This is a genomic window from Plantactinospora sp. B6F1, from assembly GCF_040120695.1.
Taxonomy (GTDB): Bacteria; Actinomycetota; Actinomycetes; order Mycobacteriales; family Micromonosporaceae; genus Plantactinospora.
Genome location: NZ_JBEEAC010000001.1, coordinates 38267 through 60355, shown reverse-complemented (window position 1 = coordinate 60355; position 22089 = coordinate 38267). Strand labels below are relative to the sequence as shown.

The following is a 22089-nucleotide window of genomic DNA, read 5'->3' as shown; positions in this document are numbered from 1 at the left end:
TGCTCACCACTCCACGGCCGTGTCGTTCCAGTCGGTCAACACCGTCTCCAGCTCCCCCGCCGGCACGTACGTCGCCCGGGCGTCACCGTCGGCACCGGCGGCCATCGACTCCAGCACCGCCCGGTACATCGCCACCACCCGCTCGGCGTTCTCCGGGGTCAGTGCGGAGCGCCGGACCCGCAGCATCAGGTGCCCCGGACCGGTCGACACCGCGAGCGCGAACTCGTTGGCGGCGTCGCCCGCGCCGGCCCGCACGTCGACGAGATCCGTGTCGACCTGGTGGAAGTCCTGATAGCTGAACATCACCTCGATGAGCTGCCGGCCGCCGACCTGGCGTTGGATCGCCGGCATCGGGTAGCGCCGGTGCGGCCAGAGTTCGACCTCGCGGTCGAAGACCTGCCGGACCAGGTCACCCCAGGTGCCGGCCATCCGGTCGTGCGCGAACGGCAGCGTGTTGAGGTACATCCCGTAGACCTTGTCGGCGCCGTCGATCTCGGGTCGGGCGCTGCACACCAGCCCGGCGAAGAACGCCGGCTCGTCGGTGAGCTGGCTGAGCACCTTCAGGTGTGCGGCGTGCAGCACCGCCTTCATCGACGTACGGGTCGCCGTCGCCAGCGCGCGCAGCCCGGGCTCCAGGTCCGGGAAGCCGACCGGGATCCGGAAGCTGCTGGCGTCGTCGGCGGCACCGCCCCAACCGGCGGGCAGGGTGAACCGGGCGTGCCGGGTGACGATTCCCTGCCAGTAGTCGCGATCCACCGCCGACCCCAGCGAGTCGAGTTCGGCCGCGATGAAGTCCGCGTACCGGATCTCGGGTGCGGCGACCGGCTCGGGGGTCTCGCCGGCGGCAAGCTGCCGGTAGAGGTCGAGCACCTCCATCAGCAGCGACTGCTGGCTCCAGCCCTCGGTGACCGCGTGGCACTGGGTGAAACCGAGCCGCCAGGCGTCGTCGCCCTCCACGAACCCGGCCATCCGGAGCAGCGGCGGGTTGGCCAGGTCGAACAGGCTCGACCGCTCCCGGGCGATCAGGTCGTGCAGGGCCCGCTCCCGGCCCGGGTCGTCCAGGTGCCGCACATCGCACACCTCGACCGGCATCTCGGCGGTGTCGTGCACGAGCTGCATCGGCACCGAGTACGTGTCCAGGTCGAACGAGGTCCGCAGCAGTTCGTGCCGCTCGACCACGATCCGGGCCGCCTCGCGCAGCGCCTCCGGCTGGAAGGGCCGCTCGTCCCGGATCCGGAAGAAGCTGGTGTTGTGGTAGCGGTTACCGCCCACCCCGCCGAGCATCTCGACGACCATGCCGAGTTGCACCTGCGACAGCGGGTACGCGTCGACCACCCCGGCCGGCAGCTGCGCCCGGTCCTCGGCGGAAATCAGCGCGAAGGGCGCCACCGGACCGGCCTCGGCCGGCTGATCGGTGACCGACTGGCCGGCGAGCTTCTCGGCGAGTTCGGCGACCGTGCGGTACTGGAACACGTCCCGGACCGCCACCTCGAACCCGGCCGCCCGCAACCTCCCCACCAACGCCACCGCACGAATCGAATGCCCACCCAGATCGAAGAAACTCTCCGTCACCCCCACCCGATCCAGGCCCAGCACCTCCCGCCACACCGCAGCGATCCGCTCCTCCACCGGCGTACGCGGCCCCACGTAAACAGGACCCGCATCCACCACAGCAGAATCCGGATCCGGCAACGCCCGCCGATCCACCTTCCCGTTCGCGTTCAACGGCAACGCATCCAACGACACGAACCCCGCCGGCACCATGTACTCCGGCAACCGCACGCCACAGTGCTCCACCAGCACACCCACCGGCAGCTCACCAGGCGAGGCCGGCACGCAGTAGGCCACCAGACGCTTGTCCGACGCCGCACCCACCGCGACCACCACCGCATCGCGAACCGCGTCGTGCTCCAGCAACACCGACCGGACCTCACCCAACTCGATCCGATACCCGTGCACCTTCACCTGATCGTCAACCCGACCCACGAACTCCACATCGCCCGACGCCAACACCCGCACCAGATCACCCGTGCGATAAAGCCGGGCACCCGGAACAGAACCGAACGGATCCGGCACGAACCGCTCCGCCGTCAACTCCGGACGATTCACATAACCCCGAGCAACCCCCACCCCACCGACGAACAACTCACCCAACACACCCAGCGGGACCGGCGACAGATCGGCGTCCAGCACGTACATCGCCATGCCGGGCAGCGGACGACCGATCGGTACCACGTCCGAGCCGGGCGTGCCGGTGACGGGGTGGACGCAGGTACCGACCGACGCCTCCGTCGGGCCGTACTCGTTGACCAGGCGGCCGTCGCCGAGGAACCGGCGCCAGTTCTCGGCGACCGGGCCGGGCAGGGCCTCGCCGGCCACCACCACGACCTCGGCCAGTGCGGCGAGCTGGGCCGGCTCGGCCTGCTGGCCGAGGATCTCCAGGTGGCCGGGGGTCAGCTTCAGGAAACTGAACGGACCCGCCGCCACCAACTCCCGACCCAGATCCGCCATATCCAGATCCGCACCCGCCAACCACACCCGCTGACCCGACACCAACGGCGCCCACACATTCGGCACCACCAGATCGAACGCCACCGACGAGAACAACGCCGAACCACCCACACCACGACCAACCAACTCCCGCGCCGCCCACGACACATGGTTGACCAACCCACGATGCGACACCGCCACACCCTTCGGCCGACCCGTCGACCCCGACGTGAAAATCACGTACGCCAAACGGTCCAGGTCGGCGGGTTCGGCGATCGGGGTCGCCGGACGGTTGCCGATCTCCAGGCGCTCGGTGTCGACGAGGACGCAGTCCAGCGCCGGGTCGAAGCGGTCCGCGTGCCGGGACCGGGTGACCACCACCCGGGCACCGGCGTCGGCGAGCATCGTGTTCACCCGGTCGGCCGGGAAGGAGGGGTCCAGCGGCACGTACGCGCCACCGGTCTTCCAGACCGCCAGGAAGGTGGCGATCAGGTCCGGACCCCGGTCCAGCAGCACCCCGACCAGGGACTCCGGCCCCACGCCCCGGGACCGCAGGTGCCGGGCCAGCCGGTTCGCCCGGGCATCCAGCTCCGCGTAGTCGAGTTCCAGTTCGCCGAGTGCCACCGCGGTCCGGTCCGGGTGCGCGGCCACCACGTCGGCCACCAGCTCCGGCACGGTACGGGTCGGTGCCGCGGTGGGGTTGACGGCGTACTCGCCGAGCAGCCGCTCCCGCTCGTCCGCCGGCAGGTGGTTGTCCCGGGCGTCGCCGTCGGCACCACTCGCCGCCATCGCCGCCAGCACCGCCCGGTACATCGCGCCGAGCCGGGTCGCGTCCGGCCGGCTCAGCACGTGCGTGTCGGCGGTCAGTACCAGGCTGCCGGTCATCGCGGCGACGGCCAGACCGAACTCGGTGGCCCCCTCGCCGAGACCGGACTCCACGTCGACCAGCTCGGTGTCGACCGCGTCGAAGTCCTGGTAGCTGAACCGCACGTCGAGCAGGCGCTGCCCGTCGGCCAGCTCGCGCTGGATCGCCGGCATCGGGTAGCGCCGGTGCGGCCAGAGTTCGACCTCGCGGTCGAAGACCTGCCGGACCAGCTCGCCCCAGGTCGCCGCGCCGCGCCGGTGGGCGAAGGGCAGCGTGTTGAGGTACATGCCGTAGACCCGGTCGGCGCCGTCGACCTCGGGCCGCGCGCTGCACACCAGGCCGGTGTAGAAGACCGGCTCGTCGGTGAGCTGGCTCATCACCTTCAGGTGCGCGGCGTGCAGCACCGCCTTCAACGACGTACGCGTCGCCGTGGCCAGTGCCCGCAGCTCCGGCTCCAGGTCCCGGACCGGCACGGTGACCGAGTACGGCTCCCGGGGTGTCGCCGGATCACCAGCCCAGCCGGTCGGCAGCGACAGTCGGGTGTAGCCGTCGACGATCCCGCGCCAGTAGTCGCGGTCCTCGGTCGAGGAGAGCGAGTCCAGTTCGGCGGCGACGAAGTCCGCGTACCGGACCGCTGGCCGGGTCGCGGGTGCGGGCTGCTCGCCGGCCTGGAGCTGCTGGTAGAGCTCCAACAGCTCGGTCAGCATCGCCCGGTGGCTCCATCCCTCGGTGATCGGGTGGGAGACCGTGACGGACATCCACCACGCCTCGTCGCTCTCCTCGTGCACGGTGAACCGCAGCAGCGGAGCCACCCCGAGGTCGAACAGCTCGGCCCGTTCCGCCGTGGTGAACTCCCGGATCGCCTGCTGCCGCCCGGCGGCGTCGAGCTGCCGGATGTCGCGTACGCCGATCGGGATCTCGGCGGTGTCGTGCACGAGCTGCATCGGCACCGAGTACGTGGTCAGGTCGAACGAGGTTCGCAGCAGTTCGTGCCGCTCGACCACGATCCGGGCCGCCTCGCGCAGCGCCGCCAGGCCGAACGGCCGCTCGGTGCGCAGCCGGAACGAGGTGACGTTGTGGTAGGCGTGCAGGTCGCTGTCGGCCAGCATCTCGACGACCATGCCGAGTTGCACCTGCGACAGCGGATACGCGTCGACCACCCCGGCCGGCAGCTTCGCCCGGTCCTCCGTGGACACCAGCGCGAACGGCGCCACGGTCGGCCCGTCGACGGTCGTACCCTCGACGGCCGCCTCCGGCGCCGGACCGGCGAGCTTCTCGGCGAGTTCGGCGACCGTGCGGTACTGGAACACGTCCCGGACCGCCACCTCGAACCCCGCCGCCCGCAACCTCCCCACCAACGCCACCGCACGAATCGAATGCCCACCCAGATCGAAGAAACTCTCCATCACCCCCACCCGATCCAGGCCCAGCACCTCCCGCCACACCGCAGCGATCCGCTCCTCCACCGGCGTACGCGGACCCACAAACACCGAACCCGCATCCACCACAGCAGAATCCGGATCCGGCAACGCCCGCCGATCCACCTTCCCGTTCGCGTTCAACGGCAACGCATCCAACGACACGAACCCCGCCGGCACCATGTACTCCGGCAACCGAGCCGCCACATGCGCCGTCAACCCGGCCACATCCAGCCCACCCGACGAAACGGGCACGCAGTACGCCACCAGACGCTTGTCCGACGCCGCACCCACCGCGACCACCACCGCATCGCGAACCGCGTCGTGCTCCAGCAACACCGACCGGACCTCACCCAACTCGATCCGATACCCGTGCACCTTCACCTGATCGTCAACCCGACCCACGAACTCCACATCGCCCGACGCCAACACCCGCACCAGATCACCCGTGCGATAAAGCCGGGCACCCGGAACAGAACCGAACGGATCCGGCACGAACCGCTCCGCCGTCAACTCCGGACGATTCACATAACCCCGAGCAACCCCCACCCCACCGACGAACAACTCACCCAACACACCCACCGGAACCGGCGACAGGTCAGCATCAAGGACGTACATCGCCATCCCCGGCAACGGCCGACCGATCGGCACCACATCAGCGGTCCGCGCGTCCCGAACCGGGTGGACACAGGTGCCAACCGACGCCTCCGTCGGCCCGTACTCGTTGACCAACTCCGCGTCGGGGGCGCACTCGCGCCAGCGTTCCAGCGTCTGCCGGGTGAACGCCTCGCCGGCCACCACCGTGACGGCGGCGAGCCCACTGGCCTGGCCCGGTGCGAGCTGGTGCGCGAGGATCTCCAGGTGGCCGGGGGTCAGCTTCAGGAAACTGAACGGACCCGCCGCCACCAACTCCCGACCCAGATCCGCCATATCCAGATCCGCACCCGCCAACCACACCCGCTGACCCGACACCAACGGCGCCCACACATTCGGCACCACCAGATCGAACGCCACCGACGAGAACAACGCCGAACCACCCACACCACGACCAACCAACTCCCGCGCCGCCCACGACACATGGTTGACCAACCCACGATGCGACACCGCCACACCCTTCGGCCGACCCGTCGACCCCGACGTGAAAATCACGTACGCCAAACGGTCCAGGTCGGTCGGGACCGCGAGCGGGGTCGCGGGCTGTCCCGCGATGGCCGGCGCGTCCTTGTCGACCAGGACCCGCACCGGGACGTCGGGGAACCGGTCGGCGTAGCCGGCGCCGGTCACCACCACCCGGGCACCGGCATCGGCCAGCATGTCGGCGAGCCGGTCGGCCGGATGGGCCGGGTCGAGCGGGACGTACGCGCCGCCGGCCTTCCAGACCGCCAGGAGGCTGGCGACCAGGTCCGGACCCCGGTCCAGCAGCACCCCGACGACCGACTCCGGCACCACGCCGCAGGCGCGCAGGTGCCGGGAGAGCCGGTTCGCCCGGGCGTCCAGCTCGGCAAAGCTGAGCTGCCGGCCGGCGTACTCCACCGCCACCGCGTGCGGGGTGGCCGAGACCTGCGCGCCGAACCGCTCCGGTACGGCCGGTCCGGCCGGCTCGGCGGTGGTGCGGTTCCACTCGACCACCAGCCGCTGCCGCTCCTCGTCGGCGAGGAAGGTGCCCCGGGCGTCACCCTCCGGGTCCGCCGCCATCGCCTCCAGCACGGCCCGGTACATGGCTCCCATCCGGTCGCCGTTGGCCCGGCTCAGCACCCGGGGGTTGACCGCCATCGTCACGTAGCCGAGCCGGACCGCCACGGCGAGCGGGAACTCGGTCGGGCTGTCGTCGATGCTGGCCATGTAGTCGACGAGATCCCGGTCGACCTGGTCGAAGTCGTGGTAGCTGAACCGGACGTCCATCAGCCGCTGGCCGTCACCGAACTCGCGCTGGATCTCCGGCATCGGGAACCGGCGGCGGGGCCAGATCTCCATCTCCCGGGCGTACGTCCGCGTCACCAGCTCCAGCCAGGTCCGGGCACCCCGGTCGTAGCCGAACGGCAGGCTGTTCAGGTACATCCCGTAGACCCGGTCGGCGCCGACCACCTCGGGCCGGCCGTGCAGCACCAGGCCGGTCAGGAACGACTCCTCGGCGCTGAGCTGGCTCATCACCTTCAGGTGCGCGGCGAGCAGCACCGTCTTCAGCGACGCCTTCGCCCGGCTGGCCAGCTTGCGCAGGTCGGACTCCAGGTCGTGGAACGGCACCCCGAGCATCAGCGACTCGCGCGGTGCGTTCTCGTCGCCCCAGCCGGTCGGCAGGGAGAACCGGGCGTACCGGCCGACGATGTCCCGCCAGTAGTCCCGGTCCTCCGCCGAGGCCAGCGAGCGCAGCTCGGCGGCGATGAAGTCGGCGAACCGCACCGGCGGGGCCTCGACCTCCGCCGGGGTGCCACCGTCCCGGATCTCCCGGTAGAGGTCCAGCACCTCCATCAGCAGCGAGTGGTGGCTCCAGCCCTCGATGATCGCGTGGCACTCGGTGACCGACAGCCACCAGGTCTTGTCGTCGCAGACGTGCGCGTGCAGCCGCATCAGGGCCGGCTGGGTCAGGTCGAAGACGTCGGCCCGCTCCACGGCGGTGAACTCCCGCAGCGACCGGTCCAGTTCGGCGGCGTCCAGGTGCCGCAGGTCCCGCTCGCCGACCGGCATCTCGGCGGTCGGGTACACCACCTGCATCGGCACCGAGTACGTGGTCAGGTCGATCGCGGTCCGCAGCACCTCGTGCCGGGCCACCACGATCCGGGCCGCCTCGCGGAGCGCGTCCAGCGCGAACGGCCGCTCGTCCCGGATTCGGAACGAGGTCACGTTGTGGTACGCGTGCAGCTCCCCGTCGGAGAGCATCTCCACGACCATGCCGGCCTGGACCCGGGACAGCGGGTACGCGTCGCTCGCCCCGGCCGGCACCTTCGCCCGGTCCTCGGCGGAGATCAGCTCGAATGGTGCCACCGGGCGCTCCTGCTCAGCCGGCGTCGACCGGCCGTCGAGGATCCCGCAGAGTTCGGCGACGGTGCGGTGCGCGAAGACGTCCCGGACGGAGACGTCCAGCCCGATCGCCCGCAGCTCGCCGACCAGGGCGACCGCCCGGATCGAGTGACCGCCGAGGTCGAAGAAGCTGTCGTGCACGCCGACCCGCTCGACCCCGAGCACGTCCCGCCAGATCGCCGCTACCCGCTCCTCCACCGGGGTACGCGGGGCGACGTAGACCTGCTCTCCGGAGAGCGCGGCGCGGTCCGGTGCGGGCAGCGCGCGGCGGTCGAGCTTGCCGTTGGCGGTCAGCGGGATCTTCTCCAGCGGCACGAACGCCGCCGGCACCATGTACTCCGGCAGGCCGCGGGCGAGGAACTCGCGTAGTTCGGTTGGGTTCGGCACCTGGTCGCCCTCGGCCACCAGGTAGCCGACCAGTCGCTGGTCGCCGGGGATGTCCTCCCGGACCACCACCACCGCGTCCCGGACGCCGGGGTGTGCGGCGAGCACCGACTCGATCTCGCCGAGTTCGACCCGGTAGCCGCGGATCTGCACCTGGTGGTCGATCCGGCCCAGGAAGTCCAGCCCACCGTCGGGCCGGCGCCGGGCCAGGTCACCACTGCGGTACATCCTGGCCCCGGGCTCGGCCGCGAACGGATCCGGCACGAACCGCCGCGCCGTCAGCTCAGGCCGGTTCAGGTAGCCCCGGGCCACGCCCGGACCACCGACGTGGATCTCACCGGGGACCCCGACCGGGACCAGGTTGCCGTAGCCGTCCAGCAGATAGATCCGCAGATCCCCGAGGGGATAGCCGACCGGATTACCGGGGTCGGTGATGTCCTGCGGGCGTACCCGGTGGTAGGTGGAGTGCACTGTCGTCTCGGTGATCCCGTACATGTTGAGCAGGGCCGGGCGGTCCAGGCCGAACCGGTCGGTCCAGGGGGGCAGCTCGGCCATCTCCAACTTCTCGCCGGCGAAGACCACGGCGCGCAGTTCCAGGGCGGCGAGCCGGGGATCGTCGTTGCGGGCATACCCGACCAGGCTGCGGAACGCCGACGGGGTCTGGTTGAGCACCGTCACCCGCTCGGCGACCAGCAGCTCCAGGAACTCGTCCGGCAGCCGGGTCACCTCGCGCGGCACCACCACCAGCCGACCGCCGTAGAGCAGGGCACCCCAGAGTTCCCAGACCGAGACGTCGAAGGCGTACGAGTGGAACAGCGGCCAGACGTCGTCGGCGGAGAACCGGTAGTGGGTCTCGCCGACGGTCAGCAGTCGGAGCACGTTGGCGTGGGTCAGGCAGACCCCCTTCGGCCGGCCCGTCGACCCCGACGTGTAGATCACGTAGATCAGGTTCTCCGGGCCGGAGACCGGAACGGGGTTCTCCGCCGACTGCCCGGACAGGTCCTCCTCGTCCAGGTTCACCACGGCACCGGCGGAGAAGCCGGCGACCGTAGCGGCCAGGGACGACTGCGTCACGATCACCGACGCGCCCGCGTCGCCGACCATGAAGCCCAGCCGGTCCACCGGCTGCGCCGGGTCCAACGGCAGGTAGGCGGCCCCGGACTTCAGCACTCCGAGCAGGGTCGGCACCAGGTCGATGCCCCGCTCCAGGCAGACCCCGACCAGGGACTCCGGTCCCACGCCGAGCGCGCGGAGCCGGTGCGCGAGTCGGTTCGCCCGGGCGTTCACCTCGGCGTACGACAACGAGACACCCTCGAAGGTCACCGCCACCGCGTCCGGCGCGGCGGCCACCCGCTCCTCGAAGGCCTGGTGCACGGTCCGGGTCGGCGGCACCGGGTCGATCCGGAACGGGTCGGCGACCCCGGTGACCTCGGCCCGCTCTGCCTCGTCCAGCAGCTCGACCGTGCAGAGCGACCGATCCGGGTCGGCGACGACGGCCTGGAGCAGCCGGACCAGGTGCCCGCCCATCCGCCGCATCGTGGCACCGTCGAAGAGCGCGGTCGCGTACTCCAGGTGGGCGCGCAGCCCGCCGTCGGCCGCCTCCTGGATCTGCAGCGTCACGTCGAAGCGGGAGACCTGGGAGAGCGCGTCCAGCGGGGCGACCGCCAGCCCCGGCATCGCGTACCCGCCGGCACCCGCCTCGTGCATGGTGAAGGCGACCTGGAACAGCGGGGTACGGGACATGTCCCGCTCCGGCTGGAGCTCGTCGACGAGCTGCCCGAACGGCACCTCCTGGTGGTCGAAGGCGGCCAGCACGGTCTGCCGGTTGGCCGACAGCAGCTCACCGAAGGTGATGTCGGAGTCCCAGCGGGCCCGCATCACCAGGCTGTTGATGCCGTACCCGATCAGCTTGGAAAGCTCGGGCCGGTTGCGTCCGGAGACCACCGTGCCGACCGGGATGTCGGTGCCGCCGGTGTACCTGGACAGCAGTGCCTGGTAGCCGGTGAGCAGCACCATGAACAGGGTCGCGTCGTGCCGGCGGGCGAGGTCGCGCAGCTGCCCGCCGAGTCCGGCCGGCAGCTCCACCTCGACCACCGCACCGGCCCAGTCCCGGGTCGCCGGGCGGGGGCGGTCCGCCGGCAGGTCCAGCGGCGGCACCCCGGCGAGCTGCTGCCGCCAGTAGTCCAGGTGCCGCTGGTGTTCCGCCGCCGAGCGGTTCCGCTCCCAGGCGGCGTAGTCGGCGTACTGCACGGGCAGCGGGGCGAGGGTGCTGGGGCGGCCGGTGAGCGCGGCCGCGTACAGCTCGCTGAGTTCCTCGGCGAAGACCCCGACCGACCAGGCGTCGCAGGCGATGTGGTGGAAGACCACGACCAGCAGGTGGTCGTCGTCGGCCAGCCGGATCAGCCGGGCCCGGACCGGCCACTGGGTGGCCAGGTCGAACGGAATCGCCGGCTCCTGGGCGGCCCGCTCGAAGCCCCGGCGCTCCCGCTCCGCCTCGGGCAGATCGGTCAGGTCCGACACCGCCAGCGGTACCGGACCGGCCGGGTCGATCACCTGGGTCGGCTCGCCGGCGACCAGCGCGTAGCGGGTGCGCAGGATCTCGTGCCGGCCGACCAGTTCGGTCAGCGCCCGGCGCAGTGCGGCCGGGTCGAGCCGGCCGCGCAGTCGCAGCGCGAGCGGCACCAGGTACTCCCAGCTGCCCGGGTCCAGCCGGCTCAGGAACCACATCTGCTGCTGCCCGAAGGAGAGCGGCAGCGGGCCGGTCCGGTCCACCCGGGTCAGCGCCGCGCGGCGACCGCCGCGCAGCCGCCCGGCGAGCCGGGCCCGCAGCAGTTCCTCCCGGGCCGCCTCGACACCGCGTTCGATCGTGCCCTCGCCCGTGCTCATCCCTTTTGCTCCTTCAGCAACGCCAGACCGGCCAGCAGGTCGGAATCGGATAGCTCGTCGATCTCGGCGCGGATCCGCTCCTCGACCGCCTCGGCGATCCGCGCGATCGTGGGCCGCTCGAAGACGGTCCGGACCGGAAGGTCGATCTCGAACTCCTGCTGGATCCGGGAGGCCAGCCGGACCGCGAGGATCGAGTGGCCGCCGACGGTGAAGAAGTTCGTCTGGGTACCGGCGTCGACGTCGAGCAGTTCAGCCCAGATCTCGGCGATCCGCTCCTCGACCGGGCCCTGCGGCGCGACGTAGCCCGCCGTGTCGACCTCGGCGACCGTCCGGGCCGGGCGGGGCAGCGCGCGGCGGTCGAGCTTGCCGTTGGCGGTCAGCGGGATCTTCTCCAGCGGCACGAAGACGCCCGGCACCATGTAGTCGGGCAGCCGGCTGCCGCAGTAGCCGACCAGGTCGGGGACGAGCGGTGGGTGGTCGGCGTCGGGTACGTAGTAGGCGACGACCCTCGGCTGGCCCGGCTCCGGCTCGTCGGTCAGCACGACCGCGTTCCGGATGCCGGGGTGTGCGGCGAGCACGCTCTCGATCTCGCCGAGTTCGACCCGGTAGCCGCGGATCTGCACCTGGTGGTCGATCCGGCCCAGGAAGTCCAGCCCACCGTCGGGCCGGCGCCGGGCCAGGTCACCACTGCGGTACATCCTGGCCCCGGGCTCGGCCGCGAACGGATCCGGCACGAACCGCTGCGCCGTCAGCTCAGGCCGGTTCAGGTAGCCCCGGGCCACGCCCGGACCACCGACGTGGATCTCACCGGGGACCCCGACCGGGACCAGGTTGCCGTAGCCGTCCAGCAGGTAGATCCGGGTATCGCTCAGCGGATAGCCGACCGGATTGCCGGCGCCGGTGATGTCCTGCGGGCGTACCCGGTGGTAGGTGGAGTGCACCGTCGTCTCGGTGATCCCGTACATGTTGATCAATGCCGGTCGGTCACCGAACCGGGCCATCCAGGGGGCCAGCTCGGCCATCTCCAACTTCTCGCCGGCGAAGACCACGGCGCGCAGCGACAGCCGGTCCAGCCGGGAATCGTCGTCCCGGGCGAACCCGACCAGGCTGCGGAACGCCGACGGGGTCTGGTTGAGCACCGTCACCCGCTCGGCGACCAGCAGCTCCAGGAACTCGTCCGGCAGCCGGGTCACCTCGCGCGGCACCACCACCAGCCGACCGCCGTAGAGCAGGGCACCCCAGAGTTCCCAGACCGAGACGTCGAAGGCGTACGAGTGGAACAGCGTCCACACGTCGTCGGCGGAGAAGGCGTACTGCGGGTGGGTGGTGCGCAACAGCCGCAGCACGTTGGCGTGGGTCAGGCAGACCCCCTTCGGCCGGCCCGTCGACCCCGACGTGTAGATCACGTAGATCAGGTCCTCGGGGTGCGAGACCGGCGTGGGGTTCCGCACCGGCTGCTCCGACAGATCCTCCTGGTCGAGCACCACCCGCTCGCCGTCGAAGAAGCCGGCGACCGTCCCGACCAGCGACGCCTGCGTCACCATCACCGACGCGCCCGCGTCGCCGACCATGAGGCCCAGCCGGTCCGCCGGCTGCGCCGGATCCAACGGCAGGTACGCCGCCCCGGACTTCAGCACCCCGATCAGCGTCGGGACGAGTTCGATGCCCCGTTCCAGGCAGACTCCGACCAGCGAGCCGGCCCGGACCCCGCCGGCACGCAGCCGGTGCGCCAGCCGGTTCGCCCGGGCGTTCACCTCGGCGTACGTCAACGAAACACCCTCGAAGGTCACCGCCACCGCGTCCGGGTCGAGCAGCACCCGGTCCTCGAAGACCTGGTGCAGGCAGCGGTCCGGGGTGCCGGTGCGGAACGGGTCGGTCCGTCCGGTGCCGACCAGCTCGTCGACCGGGCCGAGGAAGTCCACCGCGCCGAGCCGCAGCTCCGGGTCCGTGGTGACCGCCCGGAGCAGCCGGACCAGGTGCCCGCCCATGCGGTCCACGGTGCCGCGGTCGAAGAGCGCGGTCGCGTACTCCAGCGCGCCGAGCATCGTGCCGTCGGCCTGTACCCGGACGAAGAGCGTCAGGTCGGTCTTGGCGATCTGCCACGCCTCGGTGAACGCGGCCAGGTCGTCCGCCTGGACCGCGCCGCCGGTGAGCCCCTCGTCGTGCAGGTCGAACGCGACCTGGAACAGCGGGGTCCGGGACATGTCCCGATCCGGCTGGAGGTCGTCGACGAGCCGCTCGAACGGCAGCGTCTGGTGTGCGAAGGCCGCCCGGCAGACCTCCCGGGTCGCCTCCAGCGCCTCGCCGAACCGCATCCCCGCGGTCAGCTTCGGCCGCAGCACCAGCGAGTTGAGGAAGAACCCGACCATGTCCTCCAGCTCGGGCCGGTTCCGGCCGGCCACCGGAGTACCGACGGCGACGTCCCAGCGTCCGGCGTACCGGGCGAGCAGCGTGCTGAACGCGGTCAGCATCGTCATGTACGGGGAGGCGCCGTACCGCCGGCCGAGGTCGCGGATCGCGCCGGCCAGCGCGGGCGGGATGGTGAACGGGGCGAGCGCGCCCCGGGGGTCGCGCCGGGCCGGTCGGGGCCGGTCGGTCGGCAGGTCCAGCGGCCCGAGCCCGTCCAGGGTCCTCCGCCAGTACGCCAGCTCCGCCGCCAGCACCTCCTCGGTCAGCCAGCCCTGCTGCCAGCTGGCGAAGTCGGGGTACTGGATCGGCAGCTCCGGCAGTTCCGGGGCGCGACCGGCTACCGCCGCCGCGCAGAGTTCCCGCAGCTCCCGCTCAAGCACCACCGACGACCAGCCGTCGCAGGCGATGTGGTGCAGGGTGAGCAGCAGCACCGACTCGCCCGCCGGGACCCGCCCGGCGGTGGCCGGGATCCGCACCGAGGTCGGCGGGGTCGGCGTCGGCGTACCCGGGAAGCGGACCAGCAGCGCCCGCCAGACCGGGCCGGTGGCCAGGTCGAAGCCGCGCTCGAACTCGGCCCGGAACACCGTCTCCAGGTCGGCCGCGGCGGCCTCGACGACCCGCAGCTCGACCGGGCCCGGCGGGTCGACCACCTGGCGGGGCTCGCCGCCGTCCTCGACGTACCGGGTGCGGAGGATCGCGTGCCGTCCGGTCAGCGCGTCCAGCGCCCGCCGGACCGTGCTCTGCTCGACCTCCGGGCCGAGCCGGACGAAGAGCGGGGCGACCCACTCGGTGTTGCCCGGCTCCAGCCGGTCCAGGAACCAGAGCCGGCGCTGCCCGAAGGAGAGCGGCAGCGGCCCGGTCCGGCCGACCTGGACGATCGGCGGGCCGTCGTCTTCGGGCACCGCGATCAGCTTCGCCTGCTGTTCCACGGTGGGCGCGGCGAAGAGGCCGCGCAGCGCGACCTTGCTGCCGGAGGCCGCCCGAAGCTGGTTGGCCAGCCGGGTGAGCAGCAGCGAGGAGCCGCCGAGCGAGAAGAAGTCGTCGTGCGCGCCGACCCGGTCCACCTTGAGCAGTTCCGCCCAGGAGCGGGCGACCAGTCGCTCGGCGGCGGTTCGCGGCGCCACGTAGGGCGGGCGGCCGTCCTCGGCGGCGGGGTCCGGCACCGGCAGCGCGGCCCGGTCCACCTTGCCGCTGCTGTTCAGCGGGAACTCCGGCATGGCCACGAAGGCGGCCGGGATCATCGGGTCGGGCAGCCGGTCCCGGAGGAAGGCACGCAGCCGGTCGGCGGCCGGCACCCGCTCGCCGGTGACGTACCCGACGAGCCGCTTGCCACCGTCGGCGCTCTGCACCGCCAGCACCACCGCGGCGCTGACGTCGGGGTGGGCGACCAGCGCGGACTCGACCTCGCCGGGCTCGATCCGGACGCCGTTGACCTTCACCTGGTGGTCGAGCCGCCCGATGTACTCCAGGGTGGCGTCGGCCCGCCACCGGACCAGGTCGCCGGTGCGGTACAGCCGGGACCCGGCCGGCCCGTACGGGTCGGGGACGAACTTCTCGGCGGTCAGGTCCGGCCGGCCGAGGTAGCCCCGGGCCACCCCGACCCCGCCGGCGTGCAGTTCACCGGCGACCCCGACCGGCACCGGGTCACCGTTCGGGTCCAGCACCAGCACCCGCAGGTTGGCCAGCGGTCGGCCGATCGGCACCGGGCCGGTCGGCAGCGCCGGGTCGTACGGGTGCGCGGTCACGTCGATGGCGCACTCGGTCGGCCCGTACGTGTTCCAGAGGGTGACCTTGAGCCCGTCGGTGAGCCGCCGGCACAGCTCGGCGTGCAGCGGCTCGCCGGCCGAGAAGAGCAGCCGCAGCGAGGTGCAGTCCCGCCAGCCGGGGTCGTCGGCGACCAGCCGGAGTACCGACGGCACACCCTGGAGGACGGTGACGCCGTACCCGCGGATCGCCCGGACCAGCGCCGCGGGGTCGTGTTCGGCGCCGACCGGGGCGAGCACCACCGCACCGCCACTGACCAGCGGGGCGAAGAACTCCCAGCAGGCCGCGTCGAAGGTCAGCGCGGTCTTCTGCAACACCCGGTCGGCCGGGCCGAGTCCGTGCTGCCGGACCGCCCAGTCGACCCGGTTGGCGATCGCCGCGTGGCTGATCATGACGCCCTTGGGCCGGCCGGTGGATCCGGAGGTGTAGATCGCGTAGCCGAGGTGGTCCCCGGTCGCCGGGTTCGTCGGCGCCTCGTCGGCCAGCTCGGCGAGTTCGGCCGAGATGTCGTCGAGGCGGACCACCCGGGCACCGGTGCCGGCCACCAGGTCGGCATGGGCCGATCCGGTGAGCACGATCCCGGCGCCGGTGTCGGTCAGCACCCACGTCGCCCAGTCCCGCGGGTGGTCCGGGCTCAGCGGCAGGTAACCGGCACCGGCCTTCCAGACGCCGAGCAGCGCGACGACCAGGTCCACGCCGCGGGGCAGGCAGACCCCGACCAGCGTGTCGGCGCCGGCACCGAGGTCGCGCAGGTACCGGGCCAGCCGGTTCGCCCGGCGGTCGAGTTCGGCGTACGTCACCTCGACGTCGCCGGCCAGTACGGCGACCGCGTCGGGCGTGGCCGCCACCTGGCGGGCGACCAGCGCCGGCAGGATGTTGGCGGACCCGGCCACGCCGGCCGGCCCGCTGGAGTCGCCGACCAGGTCAGTCCGGCTTCGATCGGGGTTCATACGTGCTCCTCACCTCGTCGCGGGGGCGGTCAGCTCTGTGCCGCCGCCATCCGCTGGCGCAGGCTCAGCGGTCGCATGTCGGTCCAGACCTCGCCGATCCGGGCGAGGCAGTCGGCACGCGGGCCCTCGGTGCCCTCGGCGTGCCAGCCCGCCGGCAGATCCCGGTCGGCGGGCCAGATCGAGTACTGCTCCTCGTCGTTGCGGACCACCCGGTACACCCGGTCGTCGGTCTGCTCGTCAGCCATCGGAACTCCTTGTTGGTCGAGGCTCCGGCCGGCGGCCGGAGCGCCTGGGATTCGCGGTGCCGCCCGGAGCGCGCCGGTGGCGGGCCGGCCGGGTGGGTGCGGGCTGGCACCGGATCATCCGGGACCCGCGGTACCGCTCGAAGCGGGCAGGAAGTCGTCGACGCGGATGCCGAGGCCCCGCTCGACGGCGGCGGCACGGACGAACTCCGCGAGGGTGATGTCCAGGGCGCCGAGGCCGAACGGCGAGTAGACAACCGTCCGGTCGGGATCGCGGCGGAAGCCGCCGGTGCCGCGCAGGATCTGGCCGATCGGCGCGTCGATGAAGTCCCGGTGCCCCACCTGCAACTCGGTCAGGTGCAGCGAGGTCCGTTCCCGGCACACGTGGTCGGCGTCGTCGACCACGTTCTGGCTGGCCAGGATCGTCGCCGGGGTCAGGTCGCGCAGCGAGACGTGCAGCACGAGGGTTCCGGGTCGGGCCGGGCCGAGGTCGAGGTGCGGTTCGGCCGCCGTGGTGGCGATCGAGACCAGGTCGTGCGCGGCGACGGCCCGGCCGGCGTCGGCGGCGAGCGTCACGTGCAGGGTCGGCGAGAGGTCCGCGCACTGCCGGGCGAACGCGGCGGCCCGCCCGCAGTCGCTGTCGAAGAGGGTCACCTCGCTCAGCGTGGGCAGGGCGGCGAGCAGGAAGCGCAGCACCTCCAGGTTGATCACGCCACAGCCGATCAGCGTCACCCCGCCGGGGCCGGGCTCGCGGACCAGCAGGCGGGCGGCGAGTGCGGCGCTGGCAGCGGTCCGCTTCGCCGAGATCACCGAGCCTTCCAGCAGCGCTGTCGGCTGCCCGGTCTCCAGGTCGTTGATCACGATCGAGGCGCTGGCCCGGGCCAGCCCGCGGGTGATGTTCCCCGGCCAGGAGGCGATCCACTTCATCCCGGCGGCCGGCGACTTCCCGCCGACGTACGCGGGCAGCCCGATGATCCGGTTGCGGGCCTGCTCCGGGAAGCGGAGGAATATCGAGTGCGGCACCGCGGTGGCGCCCTCGTCGTGCAACCGGTACGCCTCGCCGGCCAGCTCGATCAGCGCGAGTTCGCGCTCGGCCAGGATCTGTTGCACGTCGTCATGTCGAAGGATCAGCATCAGGCCTGATCACCACCGGCGGCTTCCTTCCAGAGGTGCGAAACCTCACCGAAGCGGTTCCGGACCCAGTCGTCGGAATAGATCGTGTCGAGGTAGCGGTCGCCACCGTCGGGGAAGATGAGTACGCAGGTCGCATCCTCGGGAATGCTCGGGCCGCGCCGATCCAGGGCGGCGACGGTGGCCCCGGAGGAACCGCCGGCCAGGATCGCCTCCCGGGCGGTGAGCCGGCGGCAGGCGGCGACGCACTCGAGATCGGTCACGTGGATGACCTCGTCGGCGGCGTCCGGGTCGAAGAGTCCCGGCCGCAGCGACGCGCCGTGCCCGGGCAGCAGCCGCTCGATCGGCTGCTGCCCGTCGAAGATCATGCTGCCGACGGCGTCGACCGCGACGATCTTCGTGGTCAGCCCGTGCTGCCGGACGTAGTCCGCACAGCCGCGCAGGGTGCCGCAGGAACTGACCGCGCAGAACAGGTAGTCGACGGCACCGTCGAGCGCCTCGACTATCTCGCCCATGGTCTGCCGGTGCGCGATCGGGTTGAGCGGGTTCGCGTACTGGTTGGGCCAGAACGCGTGCGGGGTGTTCGACACGAGTTCACGGACCCGGCGTACCCGCACCGGCAGGTACTCGCCGCTGTCCGGGTCGGGCCGGCTCACCACCTCGACCGAGGCGTGGTACGCCCGCAGTATCGCGATGTTCTGTTCGGTCGTCTTGGCGTCCACCACGCAGACGAACCGGAGTCCGAAATACCGGCAGATCTGGGCGAGCCCGACCGCCAGATTTCCCGAGCTGGATTCGACCACCACCGACCGGCCCGGCTGGAGCTCGCCGCTGCGGATCTTCTCCAACAGCATGCTCAGTGCGGTCCGATCCTTGACGCTGCCGCCGGGATTGAACCGCTCCAGCTTCGCGAACACCCTGATTCGTGAATCGGGTACCAGGCGTTCGAGTTCCACCAGAGGCGTGTTCCCGACGGCCGCGAGGATCCCCTTCAGCGCATGCGGTGAACCTTCCATTGGCACGGCTTTCCCTTCGCGGGTCAGGTACGTTCCCGGGAAACGTCACCGCCAGGTGCCGTTCCCACGGTTGGCGCCGGCCTGCTTTCTCGGCTCCTTGACATCCTGCGACCCGCGGCTATACCAGCCCCATATCGAAACTATCTTCAAAACGAACCGGGCTCCGACCACCCGGAAATCGGGTGGCGGAGCCCGGACGCAGTCCGATGTGAACGGTTACTCGCGTACGCCGGCCAGCTCGACCGCGCCGGTCCGGTTCGCCAGCCGGACCGGCACCACCGCGCCGAGTACGGCCAGCACGGCACTGACCACAGTGATCAGTGCCACCGTGCCCCACGGCACGCTGACCGGGGTGGCCCCGACCAGCTGCCCCAGGGCGAGCCGCAGCCCGGCCAGGTTCACCGCCGAGGCCCCGACCGCGAGCAGCACCCCGACGCCGGCCACCAGCAGCGACTCGGCGGCGAAGACCCGGAGCACCTGCCGTGGGGTGGCCCCGGCCAGCCGCAGGATCGCCAGGTCCCGGAGCCGATCCGAGGTCGCCATCACCAGCGTGTTGACGATGGCGATGAAGCAGAAGACGATCGCGATGCCGAGCACCAGCAGCATGCCCAGCGTGCTGGCCTGACTGTTCTCGCGGCTCTCCTCGCCGAGCCACTCCTGCGCCGGGATCGCCCGGGCGCCCAGTCCGGCGGTGGCGCTCGCCAGGGCGGCCCGGACGGTCGCCTGGTCGGTGCCCTCGCGCAGGGAGACGTAGACCCGGCGGGCCAGCCCGGTGAAGGCGTACCGGGCGGTGCCGGCGTACCTCGTGCTCAGGTAGGCGACGTCGTTGCTGCCGGAGGTGGTGTCGAGGACCGCCACCACCCGCAGCGGCACCGTGCTGCCGTCGGCCATGAAGACCTCGACGGTCTCGCCGACCCCGACCCCCCAGTCGTCGTTGACGATGATGGTGTCGTCGCGCAGGTCGGCCGGGTTGCCCTCGTCCACCGGCAGGGTCAGGGTGCTGGCCAGTGCCGCCGGGTCGACGGCCAGCGCCTCGTAGTCGGCGAGCCGGGCGTCGTCCCGGGCATAGACCATGGTCGGCAGGGCGGCGACGACGTCGACGCCGGGGATCGCCCGGACCCGCTCGGTGACCGCCTCGTTGACCCCGGGCGTGCCGTCCGGGGTCACCACGAAGTCGGCGGTGACCTGGTTGCGCCGGCCGCTGTCCTTGGCCCGGTCGATGGTCGCGGCCGCGCCGAGCAGCGAGATGGAGAGCCCGACGGTGAGCAGCACCGGCGCCGCGGTGGCCGCGGTGCGCCGCACCGAGGTCAGCGCGCTTTCCCGGACCAGCATCCCGGCGGCGCCGCCGAGCCGGCCGAGCGGCCAGGTGATCAGCCGGGCGATCGGCTTCACCACCACCGGGGCGAGCAGCGCGAAGGCGAGGATCGGGAACATCAGCACCCCGATGTACCGGGTCGGCGCCATCACCATCCCCGGGTTCACCGCCGCCACCCAGCCGATGGTGACCAGCCCGAAGGCGAGCGCGAGCAGCCCGTACAGCCACCGGCCGGAGGTCATGGTCCGGGAGTCGACGGCGGCGTCCCGCAGCGCCTCGATCGGGCGTACGTCGCCGGCCCGGCGGGACGCCGCCCAGACCCCGGCCAGCGCCACGCCCAGGCCGGTGCAGAAGGCGATCAGCAGCGGCACCCAGACCGCCGGCCCGGTGGAGAACTCCACGGTGAACCACGGCGGGGCGAGCCCCAGGTCGACCATCCAGCCGGCCAGCAGCGGCGCGGCGCCCAGCCCGAGGGCGCAGCCGGCGACCGCGGAGGCGAAGCCGACCACGAACGCCTCGGCCAGCACCATCCGGCGTACCTGCCGGGGGGTGGCACCGACCGTGCGGAGCAGGGCGATCTCCCGACGCCGCTGGGCGACCGCGAAGGCGAAGGTCGAGGCGACCAGGAAGATCGAGACGAAGCCGGCGACCACGGCGGTGATCGGCAGCAGCGTCTGGGTGTTGTCGATCGCCTCCCGGTCGGCGTTGTAGCTCGGGTCCAGCACGCTGCGCCGATCCCCGGTGAGCACCTCGGCGTCCCCGCCGACCGCCTGCCGGACCGCCTCCGGCGCCCCGTAGGAGACCAGCGCCTCGACCCGGGGCGAGAGCCGGGCCGCCTCCGCCTCGGTGAAGAAGACCGCGGACTCGAAATCGGCCGGCGCCGTCACCCCGGCGACGGTGTAGTCGCGCGGCCCGCCGGTGGTGAAGACGCTGACCCGCTCGCCCGGGCCGGCACCGCCGCTCGGCACCACGACCTCGCTGTCCGACTGCGGCGGCCGGCCGGCGGCCAGGGCGTACGGGGCGAACTCGGCGCTGGCCCAGCCGTGCCCGACCTGGTCGTCGGGGCCGCCGGCGAGCTGGGCGTAGAAGGAGCGGACCGGTACCGCGCGGCCCAGCGCGCCGACCTCGGCGGCGAGCGCGTCGGAGATGCCTCGGGCCTGGATCAAGGAGCGGCTGCCCGGGTCGTGCCGGGCCGGATCCCACTGCGGGTCGAGCGCGGCGACCACCACCGGGGCGGCGGCGAACCGCTGCGGCGCCCGTTCGGGCAGCCCCAGGGTGGCGCCGATCTCCAGCCCCATCGCGGCGATCATGCCGGCGCCCAGGGTGAGCGCGACGAAGGTTCCGACGAACGCGGCCCAGCGCACCCGCAGCGTCTGCAACGCGATGCTCAGCACGCGCCGACCTCCATCCGGGTCATCCGGGCGGCGATCGCCTCCGCCGTCGGGTTGACCAGCTCACCGGCGAGCACCCCGTCGGCGAGGAAGACCACCCGGTCCGCCCGGGCGGCGGTCACCGGGTCGTGCGTCACCATCACGATGGTCTGCCCGTGCCGGTCGACCAGGCCGCGCAGCAGCGCCAGCACCTCCCGGCTGGTGCTGGTGTCCAGCGCACCGGTCGGCTCGTCGGCGAAGAGCACCGCCGGCTTGGTCACCAGGGCGCGGGCGATCGCGACCCGCTGCTGCTGGCCGCCGGAGAGCTGGGCCGGCCGGTGCCCGCCCCGGTTGCCGAGCCCCACCTCGGCGAGAACCTCCGCCACCTCGGACCGGCTCGGCCTGCGGCCGGCCAGCCGCACCGGCAGTGCCACGTTCTGCTCGGCGGTCAGCGACGGCAGCAGGTTGAACGCCTGGAAGACGAAGCCGATCCGGTCGCGCCGGAGCAGGGTCAGCGCGGTCTCGCTCAGCCCGGTCAGGTCGGTGTCGCCGATCAGCACCCGACCGCCGGTCGGCCGGTCCAGACCCGCCGCGCACTGCAGCAGGGTCGACTTGCCCGAGCCGGACGGCCCCATGATCGCGGTAAAGCTTCCGGCCCGGAGGTCGAGCGACACGTCTCGCAGGGCGGTCACCGCGTTCTGACCCGAACCGTACGTCTTACTCAGCGACTCCAGCCGCACAGCCTGCTCCATAGCGAGCATCCAATCACTGATTGTTAGATCGACACATGAGATACCACCCTGAGAACTCCCGGACCGGCGACCCTGAGGT

At 72.2% G+C, this 22089-nt stretch carries 7 protein-coding genes; all 7 read right to left on the bottom strand.

What is annotated here, in order from left to right; translation table 11 throughout:
* Positions 1-3 precede the first annotated feature (3 nt).
* The 7 genes from ABNF97_RS00220 to ABNF97_RS00190 all read right to left on the bottom strand — a co-directional run bounded on the left by ABNF97_RS00220 (position 4) and on the right by ABNF97_RS00190 (position 22010).
* Positions 4-11061, bottom strand: coding sequence for a non-ribosomal peptide synthetase (locus tag ABNF97_RS00220; protein WP_349337227.1), 11058 nt, complete (start codon positions 11059-11061; stop codon positions 4-6).
* Positions 11058-16184 (bottom strand): non-ribosomal peptide synthetase, encoded by a 5127-nt coding sequence (locus ABNF97_RS00215; RefSeq protein ID WP_349337226.1) that lies wholly within the window; start codon positions 16182-16184, stop codon positions 11058-11060. The genes ABNF97_RS00220 and ABNF97_RS00215 overlap by 4 nt, the downstream gene beginning before the upstream one ends.
* A 29-nt stretch (positions 16185-16213) precedes the next feature.
* Positions 16214-16429, bottom strand: coding sequence for an MbtH family protein (locus ABNF97_RS00210; protein ID WP_101365415.1), 216 nt, complete (start codon positions 16427-16429; stop codon positions 16214-16216).
* A gap of 114 nt (positions 16430-16543) precedes the next feature.
* Positions 16544-17560 (bottom strand): 2,3-diaminopropionate biosynthesis protein SbnB, encoded by a 1017-nt coding sequence (gene sbnB / locus ABNF97_RS00205; protein WP_349337225.1) that lies wholly within the window; start codon positions 17558-17560, stop codon positions 16544-16546.
* Positions 17560-18573 carry a 2,3-diaminopropionate biosynthesis protein SbnA gene (gene sbnA, locus ABNF97_RS00200; RefSeq protein WP_349337224.1) on the bottom strand — a complete coding sequence of 338 codons (1014 nt, stop codon included), beginning with the start codon at positions 18571-18573 and terminating at the stop codon, positions 17560-17562. The genes sbnB and sbnA overlap by 1 nt, the downstream gene beginning before the upstream one ends.
* 216 nt (positions 18574-18789) lie before the next feature.
* Positions 18790-21282, bottom strand: coding sequence for an FtsX-like permease family protein (locus ABNF97_RS00195; protein WP_349337223.1), 2493 nt, complete (start codon positions 21280-21282; stop codon positions 18790-18792).
* Positions 21276-22010, bottom strand: coding sequence for an ABC transporter ATP-binding protein (locus ABNF97_RS00190; protein ID WP_349337222.1), 735 nt, complete (start codon positions 22008-22010; stop codon positions 21276-21278). The genes ABNF97_RS00195 and ABNF97_RS00190 overlap by 7 nt, the downstream gene beginning before the upstream one ends.
* Positions 22011-22089: the final 79 nt, after the last annotated feature.

Excerpts from the sequence above, each read along its gene's own strand:
- ABNF97_RS00220 (WP_349337227.1), bottom strand. The coding sequence starts at position 11,061 with ATGAGCACGGGCGAGGGCACGATCGAACGCGGTGTCGAGGCGGCCCGG.
- ABNF97_RS00215 (WP_349337226.1), bottom strand. The coding sequence starts at position 16,184 with ATGAACCCCGATCGAAGCCGGACTGACCTGGTCGGCGACTCCAGCGGG.
- ABNF97_RS00210 (WP_101365415.1), bottom strand. The coding sequence starts at position 16,429 with ATGGCTGACGAGCAGACCGACGACCGGGTGTACCGGGTGGTCCGCAAC.
- sbnB (WP_349337225.1), bottom strand. The coding sequence starts at position 17,560 with ATGCTGATCCTTCGACATGACGACGTGCAACAGATCCTGGCCGAGCGC.
- sbnA (WP_349337224.1), bottom strand. The coding sequence starts at position 18,573 with ATGGAAGGTTCACCGCATGCGCTGAAGGGGATCCTCGCGGCCGTCGGG.
- ABNF97_RS00190 (WP_349337222.1), bottom strand. The coding sequence starts at position 22,010 with ATGGAGCAGGCTGTGCGGCTGGAGTCGCTGAGTAAGACGTACGGTTCG.